This window comes from Pseudomonas sp. Z18(2022) (genome assembly GCF_036346535.1).
Classification (GTDB): domain Bacteria; phylum Pseudomonadota; class Gammaproteobacteria; order Pseudomonadales; family Pseudomonadaceae; genus Aquipseudomonas; species Aquipseudomonas yamanorum_A.
The window spans coordinates 183,753-210,499 of sequence record NZ_JAOTOA010000001.1; the positions used below are offsets into that span (position 1 = coordinate 183,753).

21 protein-coding genes are annotated in these 26,747 nt (G+C 54.9%); 9 read left to right on the top strand and 12 right to left on the bottom strand.

The features are described from left to right. Positions 1-9 precede the first annotated feature (9 nt). Genes V3W39_RS00775 through V3W39_RS00790 form a run of 4 tightly spaced genes read left to right on the top strand, consistent with a single transcriptional unit; the run spans position 10 to position 4,086 of the window. On the top strand, positions 10-1,020 hold the full coding sequence (locus V3W39_RS00775; RefSeq protein WP_330211963.1) for a branched-chain amino acid ABC transporter permease: 1,011 nt from the start codon (positions 10-12) through the stop codon (positions 1,018-1,020). Beyond that, on the top strand, positions 1,017-1,733 hold the full coding sequence (locus V3W39_RS00780) for an ABC transporter ATP-binding protein (protein WP_330211964.1): 717 nt from the start codon (positions 1,017-1,019) through the stop codon (positions 1,731-1,733). Before V3W39_RS00775 ends, V3W39_RS00780 begins: the two co-directional genes overlap by 4 nt. Beyond that, the gene (locus tag V3W39_RS00785; protein WP_330211965.1) at positions 1,730-2,464 is read left to right on the top strand and encodes an ABC transporter ATP-binding protein; all 735 of its coding nucleotides are present in this window, start codon (positions 1,730-1,732) and stop codon (positions 2,462-2,464) included. Before V3W39_RS00780 ends, V3W39_RS00785 begins: the two co-directional genes overlap by 4 nt. Then, complete coding sequence (locus V3W39_RS00790; RefSeq protein ID WP_330211966.1) at positions 2,461-4,086, top strand: methyl-accepting chemotaxis protein; 1,626 nt, start codon at positions 2,461-2,463, stop codon at positions 4,084-4,086. Before V3W39_RS00785 ends, V3W39_RS00790 begins: the two co-directional genes overlap by 4 nt. Before the next feature lie 2 nt (positions 4,087-4,088). Here the strand turns inward: V3W39_RS00790 and V3W39_RS00795 are convergent, their stop codons facing one another. The 11 genes from V3W39_RS00795 to V3W39_RS00840 all read right to left on the bottom strand — a co-directional run bounded on the left by V3W39_RS00795 (position 4,089) and on the right by V3W39_RS00840 (position 19,869). Next, positions 4,089-5,915, bottom strand: coding sequence for a sigma 54-interacting transcriptional regulator (locus tag V3W39_RS00795; RefSeq protein ID WP_330211967.1), 1,827 nt, complete (start codon positions 5,913-5,915; stop codon positions 4,089-4,091). Between the two features lie 145 nt (positions 5,916-6,060). Further along, on the bottom strand, positions 6,061-6,834 hold the full coding sequence (locus V3W39_RS00800) for a coniferyl-alcohol dehydrogenase (protein WP_330211968.1): 774 nt from the start codon (positions 6,832-6,834) through the stop codon (positions 6,061-6,063). 21 nt (positions 6,835-6,855) lie between these two features. Further along, entirely contained in the window at positions 6,856-8,331 is a 1,476-nt protein-coding gene (locus V3W39_RS00805; protein WP_330211969.1) for an aldehyde dehydrogenase family protein, read from the bottom strand. Between the two features lie 113 nt (positions 8,332-8,444). After that, complete coding sequence (locus V3W39_RS33690; protein ID WP_442968383.1) at positions 8,445-8,759, bottom strand: helix-turn-helix domain-containing protein; 315 nt, start codon at positions 8,757-8,759, stop codon at positions 8,445-8,447. A 269-nt stretch (positions 8,760-9,028) separates the two neighbouring features. Continuing rightward, a complete protein-coding gene (locus V3W39_RS00810) occupies positions 9,029-9,625 on the bottom strand; it encodes a TetR/AcrR family transcriptional regulator (RefSeq protein ID WP_330211970.1) in 597 nt (198 codons plus the stop codon). Between the two features lie 3 nt (positions 9,626-9,628). Then, positions 9,629-10,531, bottom strand: a complete 903-nt coding sequence (locus V3W39_RS00815; RefSeq protein ID WP_330211971.1) for a hydroxymethylglutaryl-CoA lyase — start codon at positions 10,529-10,531, stop codon at positions 9,629-9,631. Further along, complete coding sequence (locus V3W39_RS00820) at positions 10,528-12,441, bottom strand: acetyl/propionyl/methylcrotonyl-CoA carboxylase subunit alpha (RefSeq protein WP_330212310.1); 1,914 nt, start codon at positions 12,439-12,441, stop codon at positions 10,528-10,530. The genes V3W39_RS00815 and V3W39_RS00820 overlap by 4 nt, the downstream gene beginning before the upstream one ends. Before the next feature lie 35 nt (positions 12,442-12,476). Beyond that, the gene (locus tag V3W39_RS00825; RefSeq protein ID WP_330211972.1) at positions 12,477-13,265 is read right to left on the bottom strand and encodes an enoyl-CoA hydratase-related protein; all 789 of its coding nucleotides are present in this window, start codon (positions 13,263-13,265) and stop codon (positions 12,477-12,479) included. Between the two features lie 95 nt (positions 13,266-13,360). After that, positions 13,361-14,968: a carboxyl transferase domain-containing protein gene (locus V3W39_RS00830; RefSeq protein ID WP_330211973.1), complete on the bottom strand. Its 1,608-nt coding sequence runs from the start codon at positions 14,966-14,968 to the stop codon at positions 13,361-13,363. An 85-nt stretch (positions 14,969-15,053) separates the two neighbouring features. After that, complete coding sequence (locus tag V3W39_RS00835) at positions 15,054-16,235, bottom strand: isovaleryl-CoA dehydrogenase (RefSeq protein ID WP_330211974.1); 1,182 nt, start codon at positions 16,233-16,235, stop codon at positions 15,054-15,056. A 91-nt stretch (positions 16,236-16,326) separates the two neighbouring features. Next, complete coding sequence (locus V3W39_RS00840) at positions 16,327-19,869, bottom strand: indolepyruvate ferredoxin oxidoreductase family protein (protein ID WP_330211975.1); 3,543 nt, start codon at positions 19,867-19,869, stop codon at positions 16,327-16,329. 129 nt (positions 19,870-19,998) lie between these two features. Between V3W39_RS00840 and V3W39_RS00845 the strand changes: the two genes are divergently transcribed. Then, complete coding sequence (locus tag V3W39_RS00845) at positions 19,999-20,919, top strand: LysR substrate-binding domain-containing protein (RefSeq protein ID WP_330211976.1); 921 nt, start codon at positions 19,999-20,001, stop codon at positions 20,917-20,919. 116 nt (positions 20,920-21,035) lie between these two features. On the opposite strand, the gene V3W39_RS00850 is transcribed toward V3W39_RS00845, so the two are convergent. Then, entirely contained in the window at positions 21,036-21,926 is an 891-nt protein-coding gene (locus tag V3W39_RS00850; protein ID WP_330211977.1) for a LysR substrate-binding domain-containing protein, read from the bottom strand. A 132-nt stretch (positions 21,927-22,058) separates the two neighbouring features. Here V3W39_RS00850 and V3W39_RS00855 point away from each other — a divergent pair, with 132 nt between their 5' ends. The 4 genes from V3W39_RS00855 (at position 22,059) to V3W39_RS00870 (ending at position 26,665) form a co-directional block, all read left to right on the top strand. After that, positions 22,059-22,841 carry an enoyl-CoA hydratase-related protein gene (locus tag V3W39_RS00855; protein WP_330211978.1) on the top strand — a complete coding sequence of 261 codons (783 nt, stop codon included), beginning with the start codon at positions 22,059-22,061 and terminating at the stop codon, positions 22,839-22,841. A 1-nt stretch (position 22,842) separates the two neighbouring features. Further along, a complete protein-coding gene (locus tag V3W39_RS00860; RefSeq protein WP_330211979.1) occupies positions 22,843-24,063 on the top strand; it encodes a CaiB/BaiF CoA transferase family protein in 1,221 nt (406 codons plus the stop codon). Between the two features lie 45 nt (positions 24,064-24,108). Further along, complete coding sequence (locus tag V3W39_RS00865) at positions 24,109-25,299, top strand: alpha-hydroxy acid oxidase (RefSeq protein WP_330211980.1); 1,191 nt, start codon at positions 24,109-24,111, stop codon at positions 25,297-25,299. 61 nt (positions 25,300-25,360) lie between these two features. Continuing rightward, the gene (locus V3W39_RS00870) at positions 25,361-26,665 is read left to right on the top strand and encodes an MFS transporter (protein WP_330211981.1); all 1,305 of its coding nucleotides are present in this window, start codon (positions 25,361-25,363) and stop codon (positions 26,663-26,665) included. Positions 26,666-26,747: the final 82 nt, after the last annotated feature.

Sequence of the window (26,747 nt, forward strand, 5' to 3'; positions counted from 1 at the left end):
GGGCCTGGAATGATGACTCACACACTGCAAAACCACGCCGTGACACGCCCCGCCGATTCACGCCAGGCTCTCAAATGGCTGGCCTTCGGCGCATTGGCATTGTTGCTGGTGTTCGTACCCGAAGTCCTGAGCGCCTACTGGCTGCGTGTCGCCACCACCGCGGCAATCTATACCCTAGCCGCCGCCTCCTTGAGCCTGTTGTATGCCCGCTTAGGCTTGGTTTCACTGGCTCAGGTGGCACTGGTCGGCGTCGGTGGCTGGGTATCATTGCGCGTCGCCCACAGCGGCCACTGGCCCTATGAGCTGAGTCTACTGGCTGGCGGGATCGCCGCCGGTATCACGGGCATGCTGGTCGGCTTGCCCGCCCTACGGCTGCGTGGCCTCTATCTGGCTCTAATCACACTAATGGCCGCCGCAGGCTTCAGTGTGTTGATAACCGCCGTGCAGTTTCCCAATGGTGGTGAGGGCTTGCGCGGCTTCAACCCGGCGGGCGGAATGTTGATGGCCCGGCCCTGGCTTGGGCAGAGCGACATCGGCATGTTCCGCTACTGCGTGATCGTGGCTGGCCTGGGGTTCCTGCTGATCGAATGGCACCAGCGCAGCCGCCCCGGGCGAGCCTGGGCACTGATCCGCAAGGGAGAGGCCTGTGCCATGGCGGCCGGGATCAATGTCTCGCTGTACAAGAGTTGGGCTTTTTGCCTGGCGGGGTTTCTCGCGGGGATCGCTGGCGCGTTGCTCGCGGCTAGCTTGGGCACACTGGATGCGCGCTCCTTTCCGGCCAGCGAATCGATCATGCTCGCGGCCCTGAGTATTGTCGGTGGGGCCTACAGCATTCTGGGTGCGATCATCACTGGGGTCTTGTATCGAGTGTTTCCAGCCTTTCTCGACAACCTTGGACTGGCGGGCGATTTGTCATATGTGATCTTCGGCATCGCCCTGCTGCACACACTCATCACCGCCCCCCAAGGCATTGCAGGGCAATTGCTCGCACAATTGCGGCACTGGAGGGCACGCCCATGATTGAGCTCAATAACCTGTCGGTTTGGTTTGGCGGTGTCCAGGCGCTCAAGAGTATCAGTGTCACTATCGACGCCCCTCTGGTCGGTATTATCGGACCCAATGGCGCGGGCAAAACTACCCTGCTCAACGTACTGAGCGGTTTCGTCACCCCGCGTACCGGCACCCTGAGGGCATTCGGCAGCGACCTCCGCGCTATGCCCCCGCACCTTCGGGCACGCTGGGGCCTGCGCCGCTCCTTTCAGAGGGAACTGGTAGTCGAAGACTTGAGCGTACTCGATAACATTCGCGCCATGCTCGACGCCTTGCCCGGAAGCCACACCGAAAAACGCCGCCAAATCGACGACGTGCTGGAATTCACTGGCCTCACCGCCCAGGCCGATATCCTAGGTGCGCGCCTCAATGGCTTCGAACGGCGCCGCGTGGAACTGGCCAAAACCCTCGCCGGCCAGCCGCGCATCGTCTTGCTCGACGAGCCCGGCGGAGGTCTGAGCGGCGAAGAGATGGCCGAACTGCAACGAATCGTATTAGGTATCGGCCCGCGCTTCTCGGCCACCACCCTGATGATCGACCACGACGTCGAACTGATCGCCAACACCTGCGTCAACACTCTGGTGCTGGACTTCGGCACCTTGATCGCCTACGGACCAACCACCCAGGTGCTTCAAGACCCAAGGGTAAAAGCCGCCTACCTGGGCGACGAGGAACTGCAATGACTGATTCGCTGATTATCCGCGGTCTGAGCCTCGCGCGCGGCGGGAAGCGTGTACTCGACCGCGTAAGCATGAGCATCGAACCAGGTCGCATCACTGCTGTACTTGGCCCGAATGGCGCCGGTAAAAGTAGCTTGGTCATGGGCATCGCCGGGGCATTGCCATTGCTCGACGGCGCGGTGTGCCTGGGCGAACAGTCGCTAACCGGCATGTCCGCCGAACGCATCCGCCGTGCGGGCGTCGCCGCCGTTCCCGAAGGTCACCTTGTGTTTGCCGGACTGAGCGTGCTGGACAATCTCAAGGCTGCGGGCAACCTGCTCTCCAACGCAGAACTGGCTAACGCACTAGAGGAAGTCTTCGAGGTTTTTCCTGAGCTAGCCCAGTGCCGTACCCAGGCCGCCCAAACCCTCTCCGGTGGCCAGCAGCAGATGGTAGCCCTGGCTCATGCACTGATGGCTCGGCCACGGTTCATCCTGGTGGACGAGATGTCTCTGGGATTGGCACCGGTGATCGTTAAACGCCTGGAGGGGGTCATTGAATTGCTGGCCCAAAACGGCACAGGGATCATGCTGATCGAGCAGTTCACGCAGGTCGCCTTGCGCCTCGCGGATTACGTCTATGTGATGAATCAGGGTCGCGTTGTTCTGGAAGGCGATCCCCAGCGCTTCAATGATGCCCCACAGGCTCTGCAAAGGGCCTATCTAGCTCACGGTAACCAGGTGGATCAACCATGACGCCCATATTAAGCACAATCAAGGCTCGTCTAAGTGCATTACTGGTGTTGTTGAATCTGCTGCTTATCCTGCTCGGCGGATGGAGCCTGTACAGTCTTGAACAAGCCAGTACTAAACTGGAAGATATGTACAGCGCCAAGCTGCTGAATATTGAAAGCCTGGGAAGGATGCTGGAAATCAACAGCTCCGCGCGATTTCCCATCTTGCTAGGCGCGATTGAGCGCGACGAATCTAAAACCCAGCGCATCGTTGATAGCATTATACCTTTGCGAAACGAAGTCATTGAACTCTGGACGCGCTATCAAGCTATGCCCAAAAGCCCTCAAGAGCAGGCATTACTAGGAGAGCTGGAAAAAACCCGCAGTGTTTTTCTCGAAAGGATGGACAAAGCAGTACAGGCCTTCCTGGCAAATGACTTTGATCGCACCCTCACACTATTGAGCGGTCCAGTCGACAGTGCCTTCTTGGCTCAACGAGAAGTATTTCGTCACTTGTTCCAACTGCAATCGGCGAGTGCCCTGGAGGCCTATCAGGCGTCACTTGAAAGCAAGCGTACCGCCATGCGCGCGACCTTACTGACCGTACTCGCCAGCATGCTTATTTGCCTGGGTGCGGGGTTTTGGCTGATTCGTTCGATCTCTGGACCGCTGGGGGCAGCCGGGCAATTAGCTAAAAACATCTCGGCAGGTAATTTAGACCAGGAGACGACTGTTGGTGCTACAGGCGAACTAGGCGTTCTGCTCAAAGTTCTGGGGGGAATGCAAAATACCCTCCGGTCGGCAATTCAGCGGATTGCCCAGGCATCCACCCAGCTTAACGGGGCCGTCACAGAGCTCGGCGGCCTGACCGAAGACGGCGCGCGCCAACTCAACGCGCAGAATGCTGAATTGCAGCAAGCCGCCACCGCCGTCAACCAGATGAGCGCCAGTGCCGAGCAGGTGGCGCGCCATGCCCAAGACACAGCAGGTGCCACCCAGTCATTGCAGACGGCCGCACGGCAAGGCCATGAACGAGCGTTGGCGTCGGTGGCGGCGATCGGGAGGATGTGCGGCGATTTGAGCGACATGCAAAATCTTATGGAAGGCCTATCGGGCCAAGTCGAAGGAATTCATAAGGTGCTGGACGTAATCCGCGGTATAGCCGAGCAGACCAACCTGCTGGCCCTCAACGCGGCGATCGAGGCGGCCAGAGCAGGCGATTCTGGGCGTGGCTTTGCGGTGGTTGCCGATGAAGTACGGGCGCTGGCCTTACGCACCCAATCCTCGACTGTGGAAATCGAACGAATGATCGAGGGTGTCAGCAGCGAGACTCAGCGCGCCTTGTCATCCGTCAAGCAAGCCAATGCCCAAGCCGAAGACTCTCGGAGCACTTGCGAGTCGGCCCAGCGGGCGCTGGAAGATATCGGTACCTCGGTGGCGCAAATAAACCAGCGCAATCAAGAGATTGCCAGCGCCGCCGACGAGCAAGCGCATGTTACCCGCGAAATAGACCGCAGCCTGTTGAACATTCGCGGACTGGCCGAAGACAGTGCGACCAATGCCGACAGTATCTCCCAGGCTAACCATCGCCTAGCCCTCCTGCAAGGCGATTTGCGGGAGCTCGTCAGTCAGTTCCGAACCTGAGTCTAGCGGCCCTTGACCCGGTAGCTCAGTTGCGCCCGGGTCATCCCCAGCATTTGCGCGGCCAACGTATAGTTGCCATGGCTTCGCTGCATAGCGGTGCCGACCAGCAAGCTCTCTATTTCCTCCAGAGAGGTACCCAATGTGGTTTGATCACCACGGAGGAAAGCGCGTAGGTGTGTTAACGGTTGCTCACCACCGACCTCCGCCACAGCCTTCAGAGGCCTCACCGTAGCGACGGAAGGTAACTGTACCAAAGGGGCCATCACCAACTGTCCCTGGGCGTTGAGGCCAATAGCATCGCTGATAGGGTTGCGCCCCCCCTGGGACAAATGATGGATATCCATCAGTTCGTTGTCCTGCGCACTGATGACGCCGCGTTCGATCAAGTTTTGCAATTCACGGATATTTCCCGGAAACGGATGAGCCAACAACGCATTGACCAAACGGCTGGTGAAGCCGGTGACCGAACGTCCGTGGCGCTTGCAGAACTTACGCAGGAAATAGTTCATCAGCAGCGGGATATCATCGCGCCGCTCACGCAGGGGCGGCAAATGGATCGGGTAGACATTCAGTCGGTAATACAGGTCTTCACGAAAGCGTCCGGCCTTGACCTCTTCCAGCAGATCGAGGTTAGTCGCCGCCACCACTCGAACATCGACTGAAATTGCCTTACTGCCGCCAACGCGTTCAATTTCCCTCTCCTGCAAGACCCGCAGTAATTTGCCTTGGGAGGACAGGCTGAGGGTGGCGATTTCATCGAGGAACAGCGTACCGCCATCGGCACGCTCGAAACGACCGCTGCGTGAACGGTCGGCACCGGTGAAGGCGCCGCGCTCGACGCCGAACAGTTCCGACTCCACCAGATTCTCTGGCAGGGTCGCACAATTGAGCGCTACGAAGGGCTTCCCGCTACGCGCGCCGATGGTGTAGAGCATGTGGGCAAACAGCTCCTTGCCCACACCCGACTCGCCGGTGAACAACACGGTAGCCTGGGTCGAGGCAACCCGACGCAGCATATGGCAAGCAGCGGTGAATGCCGAGGACACTCCAACCATATGTTTATCGGAGTCCTCGACGTCGCTCGCCGGCGGTTCGCTGGCCGTATTTGTGTCTTCGTAGGCGCTGCGGCTTAGAAAGTCTTCAGCGTTGAAGTGATTCAGATCGCTCTGCACGTCCGGCCATTGCTCGGCCGGCTTACCAATGATCCGACACTGGCTCTGACCAGTGGAGCGGCACTCGACTTCGCGATAGACAATCAACCGACCCAACAACGATGACGCGTAACCGCTGGCGTAGCCGATCTGCATCCAACAGGCAGACTCACTGCCGATACCGTGAGCAGCGATGTGGCTATCGTCTTCAATAGAGTTATGCCATAAAAATTCGGCATAGAAATGACCCTGCGCATTATCGAACTCAAAACGAATCACTTCGTTTTTTACCAAGCCCTCAAGTGCGTGCAACCGCGGCCCTGCGGAAAACAGAGCCGCGTGATCGCCATCGGGCCAACGCTCACGGACCAACTGCGCATCACGAGTACCGGCCATCCAGCCAAGGCGTGTAAACAGCCCACGCGTCTTATCGAGGCCAATAGTTTCCGTTAGTTCACTGCGCAGGGCACCCAACGCCGAACTATGCATCAGCATCACACGCTGGCCGCACATCCAAATGCTCCCGTCCTCCGGCGAAAACGCCACAGTTTCAGCAAGCTGCTCTAAAGTAGGAGTGTGGCCTAGAGTAAGGTGATCCTGAGGGTCAGTAAGCAAATCAGGAATGAGTGGTTGGAAGCCTTTGAATACACCTGAATTATTATTTTTTGGCTGAGTCATCACGGCGTTCCTGATGCTTGCCACGTCAAATCGAGCGCAACAAACAAGGTGGATGGATGGGATCAATCATCCCATCCATCACAACCATTGCCTAGTTGGCAAAACACTGACCGTCCGTTAATCGAACAGTCTTGAACCGCCTAGATTACAAGCCGGAACTGGAAGCCAATAGGTGTGAATGCATCCCACCGTCTACTGCCAAATTAGTACCTCGCATCCAGATTGAGCCATCACCGAGCAGAAATGCCACCACCGGTGCAATATCCGCGGCTCGGCCCGGACGGTCCATAGTCTTCATGTCCTCCTCGGCCCGAGCGCCCAATGTCTCGATGAAGTCCTTGAGAATCGGCGTGTCCACCGGCCCAGGGCTGACCGCGTTCATCCGGATTCCACGCTCGCGCCAAGTCCAGCGGTTCTGCAAAGTCCAGGTGATCAGCGCCTCCTTCGAGAAAAAATAGCTACGTGGTCCGACGATCCCGTGCTGTTCACAGAAGGCTGTCGTGTCAGCGAAGCTCAAACCTTCGGCGGCCTTGATGGTCGCCACAGCATCCGGCCAGCCCACCCCCGCCAGCGAGGCCAGGTTGACGATGGAAGCATTGTTCGCAAGCTTTGGCAGCAACCCCAGGGTAAGGTACTTGAGGCCAATCAGGTTGACCTTGAGCACTCGGTCAGCGCTTTGGGTTGGCGGCAATCCGGCGATATTGGCCAGGCCATCTATCCCCTCGGGCAACTGGGCGAGTAAGGCGTCGATCGAGTCCTGAGAGGACAGGTCGACCTGGATGAATTGATCGACCTCAACCTTCGGCGGATTGATGTCCACGCCAATTACGCGAGCACCTTGTTGGCGGGCTACGCGTGCGGTCTCTTCGCCAATACCCGAAGCAACACCGGTAATGAGCAGCGTTTTGTTCTTCAACATGCAAAATTCTCCCGGCGGGGCTTAGAAAGGGTAATGACGTGGGCTGTGCTGAACACTGATCCAGTGGTCAGTGGTGAACTCTTCAATAGCCCATTCGCCATTGAAGCGTCCCAACCCGGAGTTTTTCTCTCCGCCGAACGGCGCATGAGCCTCGTCATTCACCGGGATGTCGTTGACGTGAGTCATACCTGCCTTTATCTGGCGAGCAAAACGAACGCCGCGCTCCAGGCTGCTCGTGAACACCGCGCTGGACAGCCCATACTCGCTGTCGTTGGCCAGCTCCAAGGCGTGGCCTTCATCCCGGGCACGCAGGATGCCGACCATAGGACCGAAGATTTCTTCCCGAGCTATTTCCATATCAGGGGTGACATCGGCGAATACGTGAGGCGGCAGCAATTGGCCAACCACTTCCCCTTCCACCACTACCCGCGCACCCTCTTCCTTGGCACGACCTATCTTCGCCACCAGCCCCTGCAACTGCTTGGCATTGATGATCGGCCCGATCACAGTGTCGGCTTCATGGGGATCACCGACCTTGAGCGTGCTCACGCGCTGGGCGTAGCGTACGACAAAAGCGTCGTACAAGCCGTCTTCGACGATGATCCGGTTGATCGCCATGCAGATCTGCCCCTGGTGCAGAAACTTGCCCATGACTGCGGCATTCACCGCCTGTTCGAGATCGGCATCCGCCAGTACTACGAACGGGCTGTTGCCGCCCAGCTCCAGCGCCACGTGCTTGAGGTGTTTGCCACCGCTGGCCAGACGCCCGATGTTCAGCCCCACGGGTGTCGAACCGGTGAAGGAAATGAATTTCGGCACTTCATGCACCACGAAGGAATCGCCGATCTTGGCACCCGAGCCAACCACCACACTGAGTAATCCTGCCGGAAGCCCCGCCTCTTCATAGATTCGCGCCAGGAGCAGGCCCCCGGTGACAGGAGTATCGCTTGCCGGCTTGATGACTACCGCATTTCCCAGGGCCAGCGCTGGGGCCACCGAACGCTGGCTCAAATGCAGAGGGAAATTCCAGGGGCTGATGACCCCCACTACACCCAAGGGCGCGCGGTAGACCCTATTCTCTTTGCCTGGAATGTTGGACGGCAGGATCCGACCATGGACGCGGGCCGGGAAAGATGCCGACTCCAGGGTAATGCCCCGTGCCGCCCCCCACTCAATTTGTGCCTTGACCCGGGTGCTGCCAGACTCGCGAATGATCCAGTCGATGATTTCTTCGCGGCGCTGGTCGAAAATCTGGACCACTCGGTGCATCACCGCCGCCCGTTCGGCCGGGCTGACGGCGGCCCATTTCTGTTGTGCCTCCGCAGCTTTGTGATAGGCCTCATCGAGGTCTTCGCGGTCTGCTTGGACAATCTCGGTCAACAAGCTGCCATAGAATGGATCATTAACCTGCAGTACCGCGCTATCGCGACCATCGCGCCAGACACCAGCAATGAATTGTTGATTGAAGACAGGATACTTATCGACAAAGTTGGTCATGAAAAACCTCTTATTGGTATAGCCCCGGACTTGGGGTGCGTACTCGGAAAGTCCAGCGGCCCTGCTGCCCATACAATTCACATGCCAAACCGAGAAAATCCTGAGCGACACTTCTAGAGCCCATTGAACCGGGCGCTTTGTACGGACCAGAAACATAAGAGAGTTTTTGTGCGCCTCCACCCTGCCATCTGACTGATAATTTTATGAATGAAATTCTCAAACGGATACGCCAACGTCCCGATATACCTTTCCTTCAATCGGTAACTCATTTGCGCACGGCCCATCCTCAGCAACTGCGCGGCAACGGTAATGTTTCTCTGGGATTTTTCCAGGACCAACTCGACCGCTAGGCCCTCGATGTCCTTGAGCGAGGTACCCAACCCGATCAACGCTGGCAGACTGGTCAGAAAGAGATCTTGGCCTTCCACAAGCAGAACCGTCTGATCATCTCGCAAGCATTGAAGGTTCGCCGCGATAGACTCGCCACCTCCCCTCCTAGGACAGCACCACCGACTGCAGCGTGCCTGCAGGTGTCGCCAGAAGGCGCGATAGCAAAAGATGCTTTCATCTGTCCGACTCAACAGTGCCCAACTCCAAGCATTATGGACGATTAGGGAATCAAGACGCCCCAGCTTCAGAAAACCCGAATACGTGGCACTGGTATTAAGAGATTGGGGCAAAACACAAAAGTCGGGCGCTAATCTCGCCCCACAAGCAGCATGGATGCCATATTGCGCAGCTGTCGCCTCACAAATTTATTGGGGTCTGTATAGGGGGCAGCCTCCAGATTGATGTGGCAGTCCAACAGTGCGTGAAGCTCCTCGCACAGTTTCCCCAGCCCTTCGCTACTCAAGCCGATGTCGCCCGCACACTGGACTATCAATAGCTGCAGTTGAAGCATTCGACTTCGACGAATTTCTAAGACGGCTGAAGCCTGAGCAAAATTCAGGTGGTGCGATTCAGATCGTGCCAGCTGCGCCAAACTCTTGTTTTGTGAGACATAGATCGACACTTTGTCCCACAACAGAGCGATCATCTGCACTGCGCTCTCGCACCGCCTCAGTCTTTTGTTTTTGAAGACATGTAGCAGATCGAGCTCATATTCGCTAATAAGCTCATAGAGCAGCGCTTGCTTGCTTTCAATGTGGTTGTACAGCGATCCAGCTTGGATACCAACTGCAGCAGCCAGACTGCGCATACCCAAACCCTTATAACCGGTTTGACAGAACAGATCGCTGGCCGCTGTTCGGATTTTGTCGAACGTCGCTGATTTTTCAACTGTGGCAGTCCCCATGACTCAGCCCCTTGCGCTCAATGCAGCAGAGACTTTCGACCCCGAGGTTCGCCCTAACACCTGTGAGATAGCTCGCCCTGCATAGGCGACCTGCTCAAGATCAACGCCGGTTTCAATGCCTAATCCATTGAGCAGGTAAACCACATCCTCTGTCGCGACGTTACCAGAGGCACCCGTCGCGTAAGGGCAGCCACCCAGACCTGCAATAGAACAATCGAAAACCGCAATGCCCTCCTGAAGACTAGCGTAGATGTTAGCAAGAGCTTGCCCATAGGTATCGTGAAAATGACCCGCTAGATGCTCACGCGGTACCTTGCCTCCTACTACCTCAATCAGGGTACGGGTAGCAGAAGCAGTGCCTACGCCGATCGTGTCTCCGAGTGAAATCTCGTAGCAGCCCATGGTGTACAAGTCCCGGGCAACAACCATCACCTGCTCAGGATCAATCATGCCCTCGTAAGGGCAACCGAGGGCACAGGAGACATACCCCCTAACCCGGACACCATGCAGACGAGCGGCATCCATAATTGGGACGAAACGGGAAAGGCTTTCGGCAATTGAGCAGTTAATGTTCCGCTGCGAGAAAGACTCCGAAGCGGCTGCAAATACCGCTACCTCTGTTACACCGGCCGCCATCGCAGCCTCGAATCCGCGCCTGTTGGGGGTGAGCGCCGCATACGTGATGCCGGGCTTACGCCCGATGCCGGCAAACACCTCAGCACTACCTGCCATCTGCGGCACCCACTTGGGCGAGACAAAGCTACCCACCTCGATGTGTTCAAGCCCTGCCGCTGACAGATCATCCACGAGCCGGATCTTCTGACTCACCTCGATTGGATTACGCTCGTTCTGCAAACCGTCACGAGGGCCGACTTCAACAATGCGCACATGGGAGGGCATGTTCATGGCGCAATCTCCACATCAACCAGAACGATACCCTCGCTGATCAGCTCGCCTTCTTGACAGTACACAGCAGTAACTTTGCCAGTCTCTGGAGCTCGGATGGTATGCTCCATCTTCATCGCTTCCAGTACCGCCAGAGCCGCACCGGCTTCCACTTCCTGGCCAACCTCAACCAAAACTCGAACGATGCTGCCGTTCATGGGTGCCGTCAGACCGCCCTGATGTCCGTTGGAGACTTCGGCCTCGGCGATTGGGTCGAAACGACTGACAGCATGCCACTCAACTCCCCATCGCACATACGCTGTGTGACCTTTGCGAACGACGCCAAAATTGCGAGGCAAGCTCGAGCCATGCTGCTGTAGGTCGACGCTACGCTTAACGCCGCCGGATACCAACTGCAGGCGCACGGTCGCAGACAAAACCGATCGCCAAGACGTGTTTATTGCCCAGGGAGAGTTTGTATCATCCAACCTTGCGCTTACAGGATCTGTAGCAATGAGCGCCTGAGCAGCTCGTTGCCAGAACGCTTCCGGCAACTCCACGATCGCTGGTAGAAGGTCCTCATGATGGCGCTCAATGAAGCCGGTATCTAAGTCTTCGGCCGCAAACGCCTCGTGACTGAGGATGCGCTGAAGCAACGCGAGATTGGTCTTGAATCCGCCGACGACCGTTTCGCCCAGCATCGACAGCAGGCGCTGCCTTGCTTCTTCACGATCTTCACCCCAAGCAATCAGCTTGGCTACCATGGGGTCATAGAATGGGGAGACCTCGTCCCCTTCCTCGACACCGCTGTCCACTCTACGCCCTGGGCCTGTTGCAGGTTCGCGGTAAAGCTCCAGATGACCGCTAGCAGGCAGAAATCCTGCCTCTGGATCTTCCGCATAGAGGCGTACTTCGATGGCGTGTCCACGAAGCGGCACCTGTTCTTGGGTAATGGGCAGTGGCTCTCCACGCGCAACTCGAATCTGCCAGGCAACCAAATCAAGGCCTGTGATAGCCTCGGTCACAGGGTGCTCAACCTGCAAGCGCGTGTTCATCTCCATGAAGAAAAAATCGCCACGCTCATCAAGCAAGAACTCTACGGTTCCCGCGCCTACGTAACCGATAGCCTGGGCCGCTCTAACAGCTGACTCACCCATAGCTCGACGTAGCTCTGAGGGCAGCCCTGGGGCAGGCGCCTCCTCGACAACCTTCTGATGACGGCGCTGAATCGAACAGTCGCGCTCATGAAGGTATAAGCAGTTGCCATGCTGATCAGCGAAAACCTGAATCTCGACGTGGCGCGGTTTGAGGACATATTTTTCCACCAGCATACGCGAGTCGCCAAAGGCAGACTGGGCTTCGCGTTGGGCAGCAGATAAAGCCTCGACGAGTTCACTATCGCGCTCGACCACCTTCATGCCTTTACCACCACCTCCCGCAATGGCTTTCAAGAGCACCGGGTAACCAATACTCTCGGCAGCTTCACGGAAGGTCTGCAGATCCTGCGCATCGCCATGGTAGCCAGGCACAAGCGGCACCCCAGCCTTTTCCATGAGTGCCTTGGCAGCGGATTTGCTACCCATGGCGTCGATCGCACTTGCAGGTGGGCCCAGGAAAATAAGACCTGCCTCCTCAAGCTTGCGCGCGAACGTAGCGTTCTCCGACAAAAATCCATAACCCGGGTGAACCGCCTGTGCGCCCTTAGAAAGGGCAGCGTCGATGATCTTGTCCATCAACAGATAGCTATCGCTAGGCTTGGCGCCGCCGAGGTTGACTGCAACGTCTGCTTCCCTAACGTGTAGGGCACGCTGGTCGATGTCACTGTGCACTGCGACAGTCGTAAGCCCCAGCGCCTTCGCAGTGCGCATGATTCGGCAGGCGATCTCACCACGGTTCGCAACGAGGACAGTGGAGATTGTTGTTTTTTTCATGTCATTTTGCTCAATCAATGGTGCGTCTGTGCGGTTCAAACCCACGCCGGTTTGCGTTCCTGGAGGAAAGCACTGAGTCCCTCTTGGCCCTCATCACTGACCCGAATTCCTGCAATGACTTTCTCGGTACGCTGCCTTAACTCTTCGCTAAGATCACCGCTACCAACATCTTGTAGAAGCGCTTTACAGACGCGCATCGCCTGAGGGCTGTTCTGCAATAACAAGTCGATCCATTGCTCAACAGCATCGTCCAGTTGAATCGCCTCATAGGTTGCAGCGAGCAAGCCGATGTCACGAGCCCGTTCGCCAGTGAACCGTTCCCCGGTGAGCGCATAGCGTCGGGAAGCTCGTTCTCCGATGGCTTGAACCACATATGGGCTGATTACACCTGGCACCAGGCCGATTCGAACCTCAGAAAGACTAAACACGGCATCAGAGGTACCAATTGCCATATCGCAGCAGGCGGTCAGACCAACCGCCCCGCCGAATGCACCGCCATGCACGACCGCTACTGTCGGGAACGGCAAGTGACTGAGCAGGCTCATCAGCTCTCCAAGCTCATGGGCATCCTTCAAATTAGCGGCATAATCCAAGGCCGCCGAGGCCTGCATCCAGGTCAAATCGGCACCTGCACTAAAATGCTTACCACGCCCTCTCAAAACTAGAAAACGCACAGCCTCGTTATCCTTCAAATGCTGAAATACGCTAATTAATTCAGCGATCATCTCGGCGTTGAGCGCGTTATTTTTTTCGGGGCGGTTCAACCAGATAGTTGCGATGCCCTTTGGGCTGACTTGAAGTTCAATTGTGCTGAATGTGTTCATGGGACAGTCCTCAATAGGAAATCCTGAAAAATTGAAGCCACTCACGTCGCATAGACTCCGGGGTGAATACGCCAAACGAACCAGGGCTTACCTGATTACATCCGGAAAACACCAAATCGGGTCGCTTCGATCGGAGCGTTCAAACTGGCAGACAGCGCCAACGCCAACACTTCTCGAGTTTGCGCAGGGTCAATAACGCCGTCATCCCAAAGACGAGCACTTGAGTAGTAGGCATGCGCTTGGTGTTCGTATTGCGCAATGACAGGCTGCTTCAGACTTTCCTCATCTTCGGCCGAGAACTCTTGACCGGCGCGTCGTGCTTGCTCCTGTTTGACTTGCACCAAAACGCCAGCGGCTTGATGGGCACCCATTACGCCGATCTTGGCGTTAGGCCACATCCACAGGAAACGTGGGTCGTAAGCTCGCCCACACATGCCATAGTTCCCTGCGCCGAAACTGCCACCGATGATCACCGTGAATTTCGGAACCTGTGCACACGCTACAGCTGTAACAAGTTTCGCGCCGTGCTTGGCGATACCACCTGCCTCATATTTTTGTCCGACCATGAACCCTGTAATGTTCTGCAAGAACACCAGTGGAATTCCCCGTTGACAGGCGAGCTCGATGAAATGAGCCCCCTTCTGCGCTGCCTCCGCAAAAAGAATACCGTTGTTAGCTAAGATGGCGACCGGGTAGCCATTGATTCGAGCGAAACCGCACACCAACGTGGTACCGAACAGCGCTTTGAACTCATCAAGCTGCGAGCCATCGACGACTCGAGCGATGACCTCGCGGACATCAAACGGCTGCTTGGGATCAACGGGGATGACGCCGTACAGTTCGTCCGGGGAGTAACGCGGAGCGATGGATGCTATCGCTTCCAACTGACCAAGTTTGCGCCAATTGAGGTTCGCCACACATCGCCGGGCGAGAGCCAAAGCATGACTATCATTGTCGGCATAATGGTCAGCTACGCCCGAGGTCTTACAATGGACGTCTGCTCCACCCAACTCTTCTGCAGTGACCACCTCCCCCGTTGCGGCCTTCACAAGGGGTGGGCCCGCGAGAAAAATGGTCGCCTGATTGCGAACCATGATGGTCTCATCACTCATAGCGGGAACATAGGCTCCGCCGGCCGTGCATGAGCCCAACACCACAGCAATCTGAGGTATGCCTTGCGCGCTCATATTCGCTTGGTTGAAGAAAATGCGCCCGAAATGCTCCCTGTCCGGAAACACCTCATCTTGGCGAGGAAGGTTCGCACCGCCTGAGTCCACCAGGTAGATGCATGGCAACCGATTTTGCTGAGCAATAGCTTGGGCGCGAAGGTGCTTTTTTACGGTTAGAGGATAGTAACTACCGCCCTTTACGGTTGCGTCGTTGGCAATGATCATGCACTCCACGCCTACTACGCGACCAATCCCCGCAATGACCCCCGCTGCCGGGACATGCTCGCCGTAAACCTCGTATGCCACCAGTTGTCCTATTTCCAGGAACGGAGAGCCGGGATCGAGCAATTCGTCGATCCGATCTCGTGGCAACAGTTTGCCGCGAGAAACATGGCGCTCCTGAGCTTTGCGTCCGCCACCTTGGTGCACTTCAGCCAGCAGCATGCGCAAATCCTCAACCTGGGACAGGATCGCTTCACGGTTAGCCACGTATTCGGCGGAACGGGTATTGAGTTGGGTAGTGAGCGTGCTCATTGTTGCCCCTTCTTGTTCTAATCTGCTCGTAGCGCAAGTGCAGCCCACTCTGGACTGCGACTATTCAGATACTCGGTTGCTAGGTTCAACGCGTCTCGTTGAACAGCTCACGGCCAATCAACATGCGCCGGATTTCGCTGGTACCTGCGCCGATTTCGTAGAGCTTGGCATCACGCCAAAGACGCCCGACCGGAAACTCATTGATGTACCCATTGCCGCCAAGAATTTGAATCGCCTCGCCGCAGAGCCATGTCGCTTTTTCTGCTGCATACAGAATTACGCCTGCACAGTCTTTGCGCACTTGCCGGGCATGACCTGAACCTAATGCATCGAGGTGTTTGCCGACGGAATAGAGATAGGATCGGCAGGCTTGCTGGGTTGTGTACATGTCTGCGATCTTGCCTTGAATCAACTGGAACTCACCGATGCTTTGGCCAAACTGCTTGCGGTCATGGATATACGGAACAACCACATCCATGGCCGACTGCATCAATCCAAGCGGCCCACCGCTGAGTACTGCGCGCTCGTAGTCGAGCCCACTCATGAGCACTCGTACACCTTCGCCCACACCACCCAAGATGTTTTCTTCCGGAACTTCAACATCTTGAAAAACCAATTCGCCCGTATGCGATCCGCGCATTCCAAGCTTGTCCAGCTTCTGCGCTACAGAGAACCCTGGTGCTCCTTTTTCAAGGATGAACGCCGTCATTCCCTTAGCACCTGCAGCGATGTCTGTTTTCGCGTAAAGCACTAACACGTCACAATCAGGGCCATTGGTAATCCACATTTTCGTGCCATTGAGCACGTACCGATCGCCTTTTTTCTCTGCTCGTAACTTCATTGACACTACGTCGGAACCAGCATTTGGCTCACTCATCGCAAGTGCGCCAATGTGCTCGCCAGTGACAAGCTTCGGCAAAAACTTATCCTTCTGCGTGTCAGTACCATTGCGGTGAATTTGGTTAACACACAGGTTCGAATGAGCACCATAAGAAAGGCCTATGCCGCCTGCCGCTCGAGAGATTTCCTCCATGGCGATCATGTGAGCCAAGTAACCCATGCCCGATCCGCCATACCGCTCATCGACGGTCAAACCCAAAAGGCCCATATCGCCAAATTTGCGCCACAAATCCATAGGAAACTGATCGTCACGATCCGCAGCCTCTGCACGAGGAGCAATCTCCTTCGCAGCAAAACCCGCGACCGAGTCCCGCAACATATCTATCTCTTCACCAAGGAAAAAATTCAGGCTAGGCAACTGATTCATCTCAGCATTTCGCTCTTTTAGTTATTTAATAGAGCCGACCTGATGAGCCGGCTATATGGGCTTCAGCTAAAACTCGAATGCGCGGTTGAAGTTAAAGCTGCTTCAACGCGATCTTTGAATTTCGATTAGATGTGGCATCGATGAAGCCAGGAGCAGTCCAACGGGACATCAGGGTTTTCAGGCGATCTTTGGCGCTCACCATGTACCGATCCTTTACGGGGCCGTAACCTCTTACTGCGTCGGGTAACTCAGCAAGCTCGATGGCCAAACTAAACTTCTGCGATGAAAGATCCGACTCCAATACATCAAGGAGGAGCTCATACTCCTTCAACCAGGCAAGCTCGACTTTTCGCTCATGCGTCCGAGCAAATGGATCTACCCAAGAGTTACGAATTCGGCGAACACTGGAGAGCAATTTGAACGCGCGAAGCATCCACGCACCGTAACCAGATTTTTTACCGCCACTGAACAGCGGTGGTGCGAGATGGAACTGGAGACGGAAGTCACCTTCGAACTGAGCATTGACTTTGTCCAGGAACTCAGGCCGGCTGTAAAGGCGAGCTACTTCAAACTCATCCTTGATCGCCATGACCTTAAAGTAATTGCGCGCCACAGCGTCAGTCAGTGCGCCGACTTGCCCCATCACACGCGACTCTAGGGCCTTGAACGTTTGAACCCGGCGATAAAAACGCTCCGCATACTTGGCATCTTGATATTGAGTCAGAAATTCGACCCGACGCTGCACTACCTCATCCAACGATTGAGACAGCTGTTCACTCACAGGAGCTGAATTTTTACGAGCGATCATCTCTTTCACTCGTGTCAGGTCGACAGCGGCGCGACGTCCCCACATAAATGCCGCTTTATTAGACGCTACAGCAGTACCATTGAGCTCCACTGCTTGTAGCAGTGATTGCTGACTCACTGGCAGCCAACCCATCTGACAGGCATAGCCAAGCATGAACATATTGGTGGCAATCGAATCCCCCATCAAAGCGGTGGCCACTTCGCTGGCTTCGATGAATACAGCCCTGTTCGAGCCTAAGGCATCATTGATCTGAGCTTGCAGTTGGTCCGCGCAAAAGTCGGGTTCAGGGTGCTTCAGAAGATCCCCGGTTTCGGCTTGTCCCGCATAGGTTCGTACGAATGCACTGGTAATGCTTTCCTCTACGTTGACCACCGCATGAGTAACGTTCTGTCGTAGTTTGACCAGGGTTTCACTATTGGCGCTCACCACAAGATCGCAACCAAGAAGTAGCTTCGCTTCGCCTTCTGCAATGCGAGGGGCATGAAGGTCAGCTTGCTTGTCCGCGATCCGAATGTGCGACCATACCGCTCCACCTTTTTGTGCCATCCCCGCCATATCGAGGTTCAGAACGCCTTTGCCCTCGACGTACGCAGCCATACCGAGCAGCGCACCGATGGTCACAACACCAGTACCACCGACACCAGTGATCAGAATGTCGTAGGGCTGCTCCACGGACGTAACCTGTGGCTCCGGTAACATCCACAAATCCTTAGCGGACTCTTCGAGTGCGGCAGGCTTTTTCAGCTTACCGCCTTCTACGGTTACAAAGCTGGGGCAGAATCCATCTAGACAGGTGAAATCCTTGTTGCAAGATGACTGGTCGATCTTTCGCTTGTTGCCGAACTCCGTCTCAACGTTAGTAACCGACATACAGTTCGATTTACTGCTGCAATCGCCGCATCCCTCACAAACAGCTTCGTTGATGACAACGCGACGAGCGGGGTCTGGGAATTGCTTACGTTTGCGACGTCTACGTTTTTCAGCAGCGCACGTTTGGTCGTAGATGATGGCCGAAACGCCCCGAAACTCTCGCAATTCCTTTTGAATCTCATCCATGCGATCACGACGAAAAACAGGAACGCCAGGTGCGAGGTCGGTAACTTGCTCGTACCGTTCTGGTTGATCCGTGACGACGACAATCCGGCCTACTCCTTCCGCTGCTAGCTGACGGCTGATCTGCGGAACAGTAAGCGTGCCATCAACGGGTTGCCCACCGGTCATCGCGACGGCATCGTTGTAGAGAATTTTGTAGGTGATCGCGACTTTGGCAGCTACTGCCGCACGGATCGCCAAAATGCCGGAGTGGAAATATGTACCGTCACCTAAGTTGGCGAATACATGAGGTGTTTTGGTAAAAGGCGCCTGTCCGATCCAGGCCACACCCTCCCCCCCCATCTGACTGAACGTGCCATTCTGCGGATAGATCCACTTCGCCATGTAGTGACAACCGATACCAGCCAAAGCACGGCTGTTCTCGGGCACTTTGGTAGAAGTGTTATGTGGGCAACCCGAACAGTAATGCGGTACTCGCTCAACCAATGTGGCGTAATGAGATCGGCCAGCTTCCTGAGCCTCCAGAACGGCGAGGCAAACCTGCAGCTCGCCGCTGGAAACGTGGCCAAGGATCCGCTTGGCAAGCGCCCGCGCGATCATCGCAGGCGTGAGCTCGCCAATAGCAGGCAATAGCCAGTCTGCGTGTGGAAGTGTCCATTCACCCTTATCCGCAAATTTGCCGACGATGCGAGGTCTGACGTCCTCACGCCAGTTGTACAATTCTTCCTTCAGTTGGTACTCGATTAAGTGGCGCTTTTCTTCAACCACCACGATCTCTTCAAGACCCTCGGCAAACTGACGAACCCCTTCAGCGTCCAGCGGCCAGACCATACCGACTTTGTAGACTCGCAGCCCCAATTGTCGAGCACGATCATCATCGATACCGAGCATCTTCAACGCCTGGCAGACGTCGAGATACGACTTGCCTGAGGTGATGATGCCGACCTTCGCCTTTGGAGAATCCATTATCAGGCGATCAAGACCATTCTTTCGAGCGTAAGCAACAGCTGCATAAAGCTTATGCTCAAAAAGCCTCTGTTCCTGTTCCAGCGGAGGATCGGGCCAGCGAATATTCAAACCGCCATCAGGGATGGGAAAGTCTGGCAGCAGCGTTTTTACCCGTTCATGGCTAACATCCACGATCGCGGCACTTTCCACAGTGTCCGCGACAGCTTTTAGAGCGACCCAGCATCCGCTGAAGCGCGACAGGGCGAATCCGTGAATACCAAAATCCAGGTACTCTTGCACCCCTGACGGCGCGAGCACCGGCATCATCACCGCTTTGAAAATATGCTCGGTTTGGTGGGGTAGAGACGAGGATTTGGCGCCGTGGTCGTCGCCAGCGATGGCAAGAACACCGCCGAATTGCGAGGTGCCTGCAGCGTTCGCATGTCGAAAGACATCACCGCATCGATCGACACCAGGCCCTTTGCCATACCAGATGCCGAAGACGCCATCGTATTGCGCGCCTTCAAACATATTGACCTGTTGAGTGCCCCACAGTGATGTCGCCGCTAAGTCCTCGTTCAAGCCAGGCTGAAAGGTGACGTGGTGCTTCTTCAGATGATCCTTAGCCTTCCACAAGGTTTGGTCATAGGTACCAAGCGGCGATCCGCGATAGCCGGAGATAAATCCAGCCGTGTTTAAGCCAGAAGCAAGGTCACGTTGCCGCTGCATTAGCGGCAGTCGAACCAACGCCTGCACACCAGTCATTAAAACCTGACCCGACTCCTGAACGTACTTGTCCTCCAACGACGGAACCTTCGCACTCATGGGCTAATCCTCATCTTTTATTTTTATGTCGAGCACTGAAGGATCTCAGTGAGCGACTTTGAGGTAGATTATTCAGCGACGGTGATATCGTATATTTATAAAAATTGACACGAGGTATAAATAAAACAGATGGCAAATCCACGAGACCTCACCCTTCGCCAACTTAGATACTTCAAGTCAGCAGCAGAAACTGGCCAGTTCTCACAAGCGGCGATGAACAACCATGTATCTCAGTCCGCCATTACCACCGCCATTGGGCAGCTTGAGGCGTCGCTTGGGGTCAACTTATTTGAACGCCTTTCCCATGGCGTGAGGCTGACTCTGGAGGGCCATCGATTTCTCGAAAAAGCACAAACCATTCTCTATGCCGTTCAGGATGCGATGGTCGAACCATTGGCGACGACAAGATCCCTTTCAGGTGTCGTGAGGATTGGAGCAAGCTACACCGTTCTGGGCTATTACCTACCGACGCTACTGGCCAGATTTCGGCGCAGTTATCCTGAGATTGTTTTCGACCTTCATGACCTGGATCGAGTGTCCATAGAACGCGGCGTCAAATCGGGCACACTGGATCTGGGAATTATCATCAGCTCGAACTCCGAACAGTCCTTACCACTCGACAAGGTCGTACTTATGCGATCAAGGCGACAGGTCTGGCTCGCGACCGATCACGAACTCATGGCGAAAGAGTCGATCAGCCTGCAAGACATTCGATCTTTCCCCTACCTTTTATTAACCGTGGATGAGGGAGAACGTTCGGCTATGCGTTATTGGAAGGAGGGAGGAATGATGCCGGAAATAGCCTTGCGTACCGGATCTATGGAGGCATTACGGGGTTTTGTCGCAAATGGCTTTGGCGTCACCATACTGTCGGACATGGTCTACCGAGCTTGGTCTCTGGAGGGAAGAAGATTGGAGACCAGACCTATTTCAGATTCGATACCAGACATGGAACTCGGTCTAATCTGGGATGACGCTGCGCTGAAATCCGCGCCCGCCAAGGCCCTGCACCAATTCCTGCTTTATGCCGGGCATGCGGCGGCCGGTTAACACCGCTTTAGAAAATCGACGAACTGTCGGCAGAACGGTAACAAGAGTTCATACCCACGACTAACGATCTGGAATCGGCGAGCATCACAGCTAGGTAATAATTCGCTACGTTGCGACTAAAAAGTTTGACGTATCAATTCCTCAAGGATGCTGTGGACATGCTCCGCAGCCTCCGTTTCATCCTCTAGACGAGAGATACTTAGGTAGATATGACGCACCATGCGTCGATCTTCGATCATCCGTCCGTCCACCTCACCGTTGTTGATGCTCTCTTGAACCGCACTTTTTGGCAAGATCGCACCACCAAGACCTTTGCTCACGGCCAGCAAAAGCAAATGCGGTGAATTAATCTCTGCGACCACATTCGGGACCATCTTTTCCTTTTTCCAGATGCGTTCCAAAGTTTCTCTCACACCATTTGGACGACTTAATAACAAGAGTTTATGGCTCATCACGTCGGATAGTGCAATGGCGTCAGCGTCGGGCAGGCTTCCATGAGGAGCAACAAAAAGCATGGGTTCCGTCGCGATTTTTGTCATGATCATGCCCCCATCCGCACTGTTATCAAACAGTACAGCCATGTCTAGGCTGCCCTTGGCTAACAAGTTGGCCAAAAAAGAACTCGGCCCCTCGATTACCTCCAATTGGATCGCAGGGCAATTGCTGGTGACCATGACCAGTAGCTCTATGCCGATTCTCGATGAAATAGTCCAAGGTAGGCCAATTTTAACCGGCCCTGCTGGGCCAGTTTCGGCTTGGCTGGCTATAAGACGAGCCGTTTCGACTTGCTTCAGAATCAATTGCGCCTGACGCAGGACGGCTTTGCCCGTCGCTGTCGGTGTAACCCCCTTTACGCTACGTAGCAACAACTTCGCACCCAATTCTACTTCAAGATTTATTAACTGTTGGCTCAGCGCAGGTTGGGCGATGTGCAGTAATTTCGCAGCTCTGGAGAAGCTTCCCTCTTCAACGATGCTGATGAAATAGCTCAATTGTCGAAGGTTCATGGTGGTTGCCTGTTAACGAATAACGGTTTGGACAGGGTAAAGGAAAAAACGATAGTAGCATCGTTAAAGCGTATTTTTAGTGATGACATGAAGTGGCTAACCTTGGCTTGACCAATAAAAAGGAGGCCACCCATGAGTGGGCATATAAAGCTGGAGCGAGCTGGGAACGTCGCTAGGTTGGTGCTGGATAACCCAGGGAAACACAATGCGATGAATCGGAGAATGTGGGTCGAGCTCAGCGATCACATGTCCGACCTCTCAAATGATACTGATCTGAGATGCATCATTCTGACCGGGGCGGGCGATAAGGCTTTCGGCAGTGGTGGTGATATCGACGAGTTTGAAACCGAGCGCGGAACGCGTGCTCAAGCTGAAGCGTTCGGTGCGGATTGCCACAAGGCCATGTCAGCCGTTATGTCTTCCCCTGTTCCTACGTTGGCGGCCATCAAGGGTATATGCGTCGGCGGGGGACTTGAATTAGCGGCTCACTGCGACTTGCGTATTGCTCGATCTGACAGCCGCTTTGCTATCCCGATCGCTCGCTTGGGAGCGGTACTCGCTTATCCGGAAATGCAAGGCCTTCTGCGTCTGGTCAGTTCCTCTACAGCGCTGGAATTGCTCTTGGAAGCCCGAACAATGGATGCCAATGAAGCAATGCTCAAAGGTCTGGTTAATCGCGTGATTTCTGCCGAAGTTTTTGATGAGGAGCTGGAAAAGACAGTCGAGCGCATCGTTAACAACGCCCCGATGTCCGCCCGTACCCACAAGCGCTTTATCGAACGGCTACGGTCTGCACATCTGGAACTTAGCGTTGATGAACTGGCTGAGGGCTATGTCTGTTTCGACAGCAAAGATTATGCGGTCGGCTATCGCTCCTTCCTGGCCAAAACCCGTGCGCAATTTCAAGGAAACTGAGATGAACGAGAATGTACGCAAAGGACCATTGGCAGGCCTTCGAGTAATTGAAATGGCGCATGTGATGTCTGGCCCGGTGGGCGGTTTGTTTTTAGCCGATATGGGAGCGGATGTGATCAAGGTGGAGAAGGTTGCCGGGGGGGACGATACCCGTCGGACGGTACCACCGGCCATCAACGGTGAAGCAGCCTCTTTTATGATTCTGAATCGGAACAAACGAGGCATTGCCGTCGACGCGAAGCAACCTAAAGGACAGGAAGTGCTGCGGAAATTGATGGCCGGTGCCGATGTTGTGCTCGAGAACTATCGCCCCGGGGCCATGAAGAGAATGGGTCTGGCTTACGAGGATCTAAAGCGGCTCAATCCAGGTTTGATCTATTGCACCATAAGTGGATTTGGCAACGATGGGCCATATGCGCAAAGGGCAGGTTACGATCTTATATCCCAAGGCATGTCAGGTCTTATGAGCTTGACCGGCGAAGGCCCGGGGCGTGCTCCGGTCAAGGTGGGCGTTCCTGTCGGTGATGTGACCGCGGGCATTCTCGCAGCAACGGGGATTCTTGCTGCCTACATTGAAAAGTTGCGTACGGGCAAGGGACAGTACGTTGATACTTCTTTGCTCGAGGCGTCCATGATCCACACCTACTGGCCGGCAGCGCTCGCTTTCGCCACAGGTAAATCGGCAGGTCCGATGGGTTCTGCTCATCCTGTTGCGGCACCCTATCAAGCTTTTCGCACCGCAGATGGCTGGATAAATATTGGGGCCATTGGCAATTCTAATTGGGACCGGATTGCTCGAGTGCTGAACATGCCTTCGCTGCACACTGACGTGCGCTTTCAAGACAACGGTGGACGGATGGATAACCTACCGGTCCTCGTCGACCTGATTGAGACCGCATTATCGTCGCGCAGCACAGACGAATGGGTAACCAGTTTCGAGAGTGCTGGAGTGCCGGCGGGCCCTGTGCGGAACATGATGCAGGTATTGGAAGATCCGCACACTCTGGCGCGCAAAATGGTTATTGAGGTAGAACATCCCATCGCCGGGAACATAAAGGCGCTGGGTTGCCCGATAAAGTTCTCCAATCCCGACGGTGTCACCCGGCGCGGCGCGCCCTTGTTAGGAGAGCACACCGAACAAGTTTTGAAGGAGGTTGGTTTCAGCACTGTGCAGATCAACGAACTGCGCGAACAACGCGTAGTGCATGCGCTGCTGGGATAGCTGTGCCGCAAACCGACTTACTCAAACGACAAGACCGGTGACGACATGTTGAGTACAGCTGCGAATATTGAAGACTTGCGCCTGATGGCGCAACGGAACTTGCCCCGAATGGTGTTCGACTATATCGACGGGGCAGCGGGATCCGAGCTAACCGCCAAACGTAATCGTCAAGCGCTGGATGACGTGATACTGCTGCAGGACGTCATGCTTGACCTTTCGAAACGAACCACGGCAATCGAGCTATTCGGCCAGACAATCGCTATGCCAATGATCATTGGCCCTACTGGACTAAACGGGGCTTATTGGCGCAAGGGTGATATATGCCTTGCAAGGGCTGCCAAAGACGCGCAGATACCCTTTGTGATGAGCACTGTAGCGACTGCCGACCTCAAGCAATTAACTGCGGCAGCCGGCCCAATGCGCTGGTTTCAACTGTACATGCTCAAGGATCGCAGTATGGCTGAGACATTGCTCGATCGAATTGCAGACAGTGGTTTCCATGTGCTGGAACTGACAATCGATACACCACTGCCAGGGCGACGCGACCGTGATATCAGGAATAGCTTCACCGTTCCGTTTCGATGGACAGTGAGTAACTTTCTGAATGCGGCGATTCACCCTCGGTGGGCATTTTCAATGCTGTTGGAGGGAGCGCCAACACTGAAGTTATTCACCGAAATCGTTGGTCATGTTCCTCCCGGCAAAACCATCAGTGAGATGGTTCAGCAGCAATTCAGCTGTAGCTTCACCTGGAAGGATATCGAATGGCTGCGTGCCCATTGGCAAGGAAAACTAGTGCTCAAGGGTATCAGTTCTGCCGCGCACGTACGCCGCAGTCTTGCGGCAGGCGTGGACGGAGTGGTTGTGTCAAATCATGGAGGACGTCAGCTCGATGGAAGCCGCGCTAGTATCGAGTGTCTTCCTGAAGTGGCGGAGGCCGCAGCAGGCCGCTGCACTGTTTTGATAGACAGTGGCTTTCGTAGTGGTACCGACGTCGCTAGGGCCATTGCATTAGGAGCTGATGCCGTTCAACTCGGCCGCGCGACATTGTTCGGACTTGCAGCAGCGGGCCAAGTCGGCGTGATGCACGCTTTGAACATTCTCGCAGCAGAGTTTGACAAGGCCATGGCATTGAGCGGCGCTACAAGCCCGGCAGATTTACGGGGACGTACACTATCGCCGCCGCACCTGCATATAGCCGCTCCGCCCTCTCAATCGTTCACTTCGCCTCGTTGACCAGACTGTAACCTTTGCATCGAAGATGCGCTCTATTACAACAATAAAAATGGAGTCCAACATGAGTATGACAAGTACGTTGATTTTAAGCGGCGACGACCTTGAAGAACTGAAGCTTTTCAGACGAGTAACGTGGCGCATTATGCCTTTGGCCATCGTGTGCTTTTTCTTCTCCTATTTCGACAGAATTAATATCAGTTTCGCAAAACCGCAGATGCAGGCCGAACTCGGCCTTAGCGATGCGGCGTACGGACTGGCGGCAAGTATATTTTTCGTTGGCTATGTGTTGTTCGAAGTGCCCAGCAGCCTGGGCCTCAAACGCTACGGTGCCCCGGCCTGGATTTGCCGCATCATGGTTTCCTGGGGACTGGCCACCGCCGCGCTAATGTTTGCATATAACCAATACACGCTTTATTTCCTGCGCTTTCTGATTGGGGTCATGGAAGCGGGTTTCGGCCCCGCCATCCTTTTTTACCTCGCCTGCTGGTTTCCGAAGAAAAAAATCGCCAGCATCAACGGCCTGTTTTTTCTTGCTGTGCCGCTGTCTGGCGCGTTAGGGGCGCCTATCGCCGGCGTAATTCTTGAAAAAATGAATGGCGTTTTAGGTCTGGCTGGCTGGCACTGGTTGTTTCTATTATCTGGTCTTCCGTGCGCCATGATGGGTTTTATCACGCTTTGGAAACTTGATCGGGATATCCAGTCTGCGAAATGGCTTAGTTCATATGAAAAAACAAAACTGCAAAAGATTGTCGACGATGATCGGAAAGTTATCAACCTAAAACATACATCGATGTGGCGAGTGCTACTCTCTCGCGAAGTTACAATATTTGCTGCACTTTACTTCGTCATAAAATTGGCTGCCTATGGCCTTAACTTCTGGATGCCTAACCTCATATCAAAATCTGGTGTGCATGACTTGCTAACGGTCGGTTTTTTAACAGCCCTGCCATACGCTGTGGCATTTGTTGGGATGATTGTCGTAACACGATATTCAGATCGAACAGGCAATCGACGCACGCCCATATGGTGCTGCATGTTGGTGGCAAGTTTGGGTTATTTTCTGGCTTGCATTTTTTCGGACAACCCGGTTGTGTTGATGAGCGCCCTGGTACTGGCAACCGCCGGGTCATTTATTGTGGTACCCATCTTCTGGACACTACCCCAGAGCAACTTCAACGGTTTAGCAATCGCGAGCGGCATCGCTGCGATCAACTCTGTGGGACAATTGAGCGGTATCGTCGCACCGCTATGGGTGGGCTATATCAACGACCTGACGGGCAATGCTTATATGGGGATGATCTCTATCGCTCCGGTATTGCTTGTAGGGGTATACATCGTCATACGGTTTGTTCCTAAGCAGGTCTGAGCAGAAAGTTTTTAAGAAACATGCTGATAAAAAATGGCCCTCAGAGGGTATTGCCAGTTAATTCCAAATTGACTGGCATTTC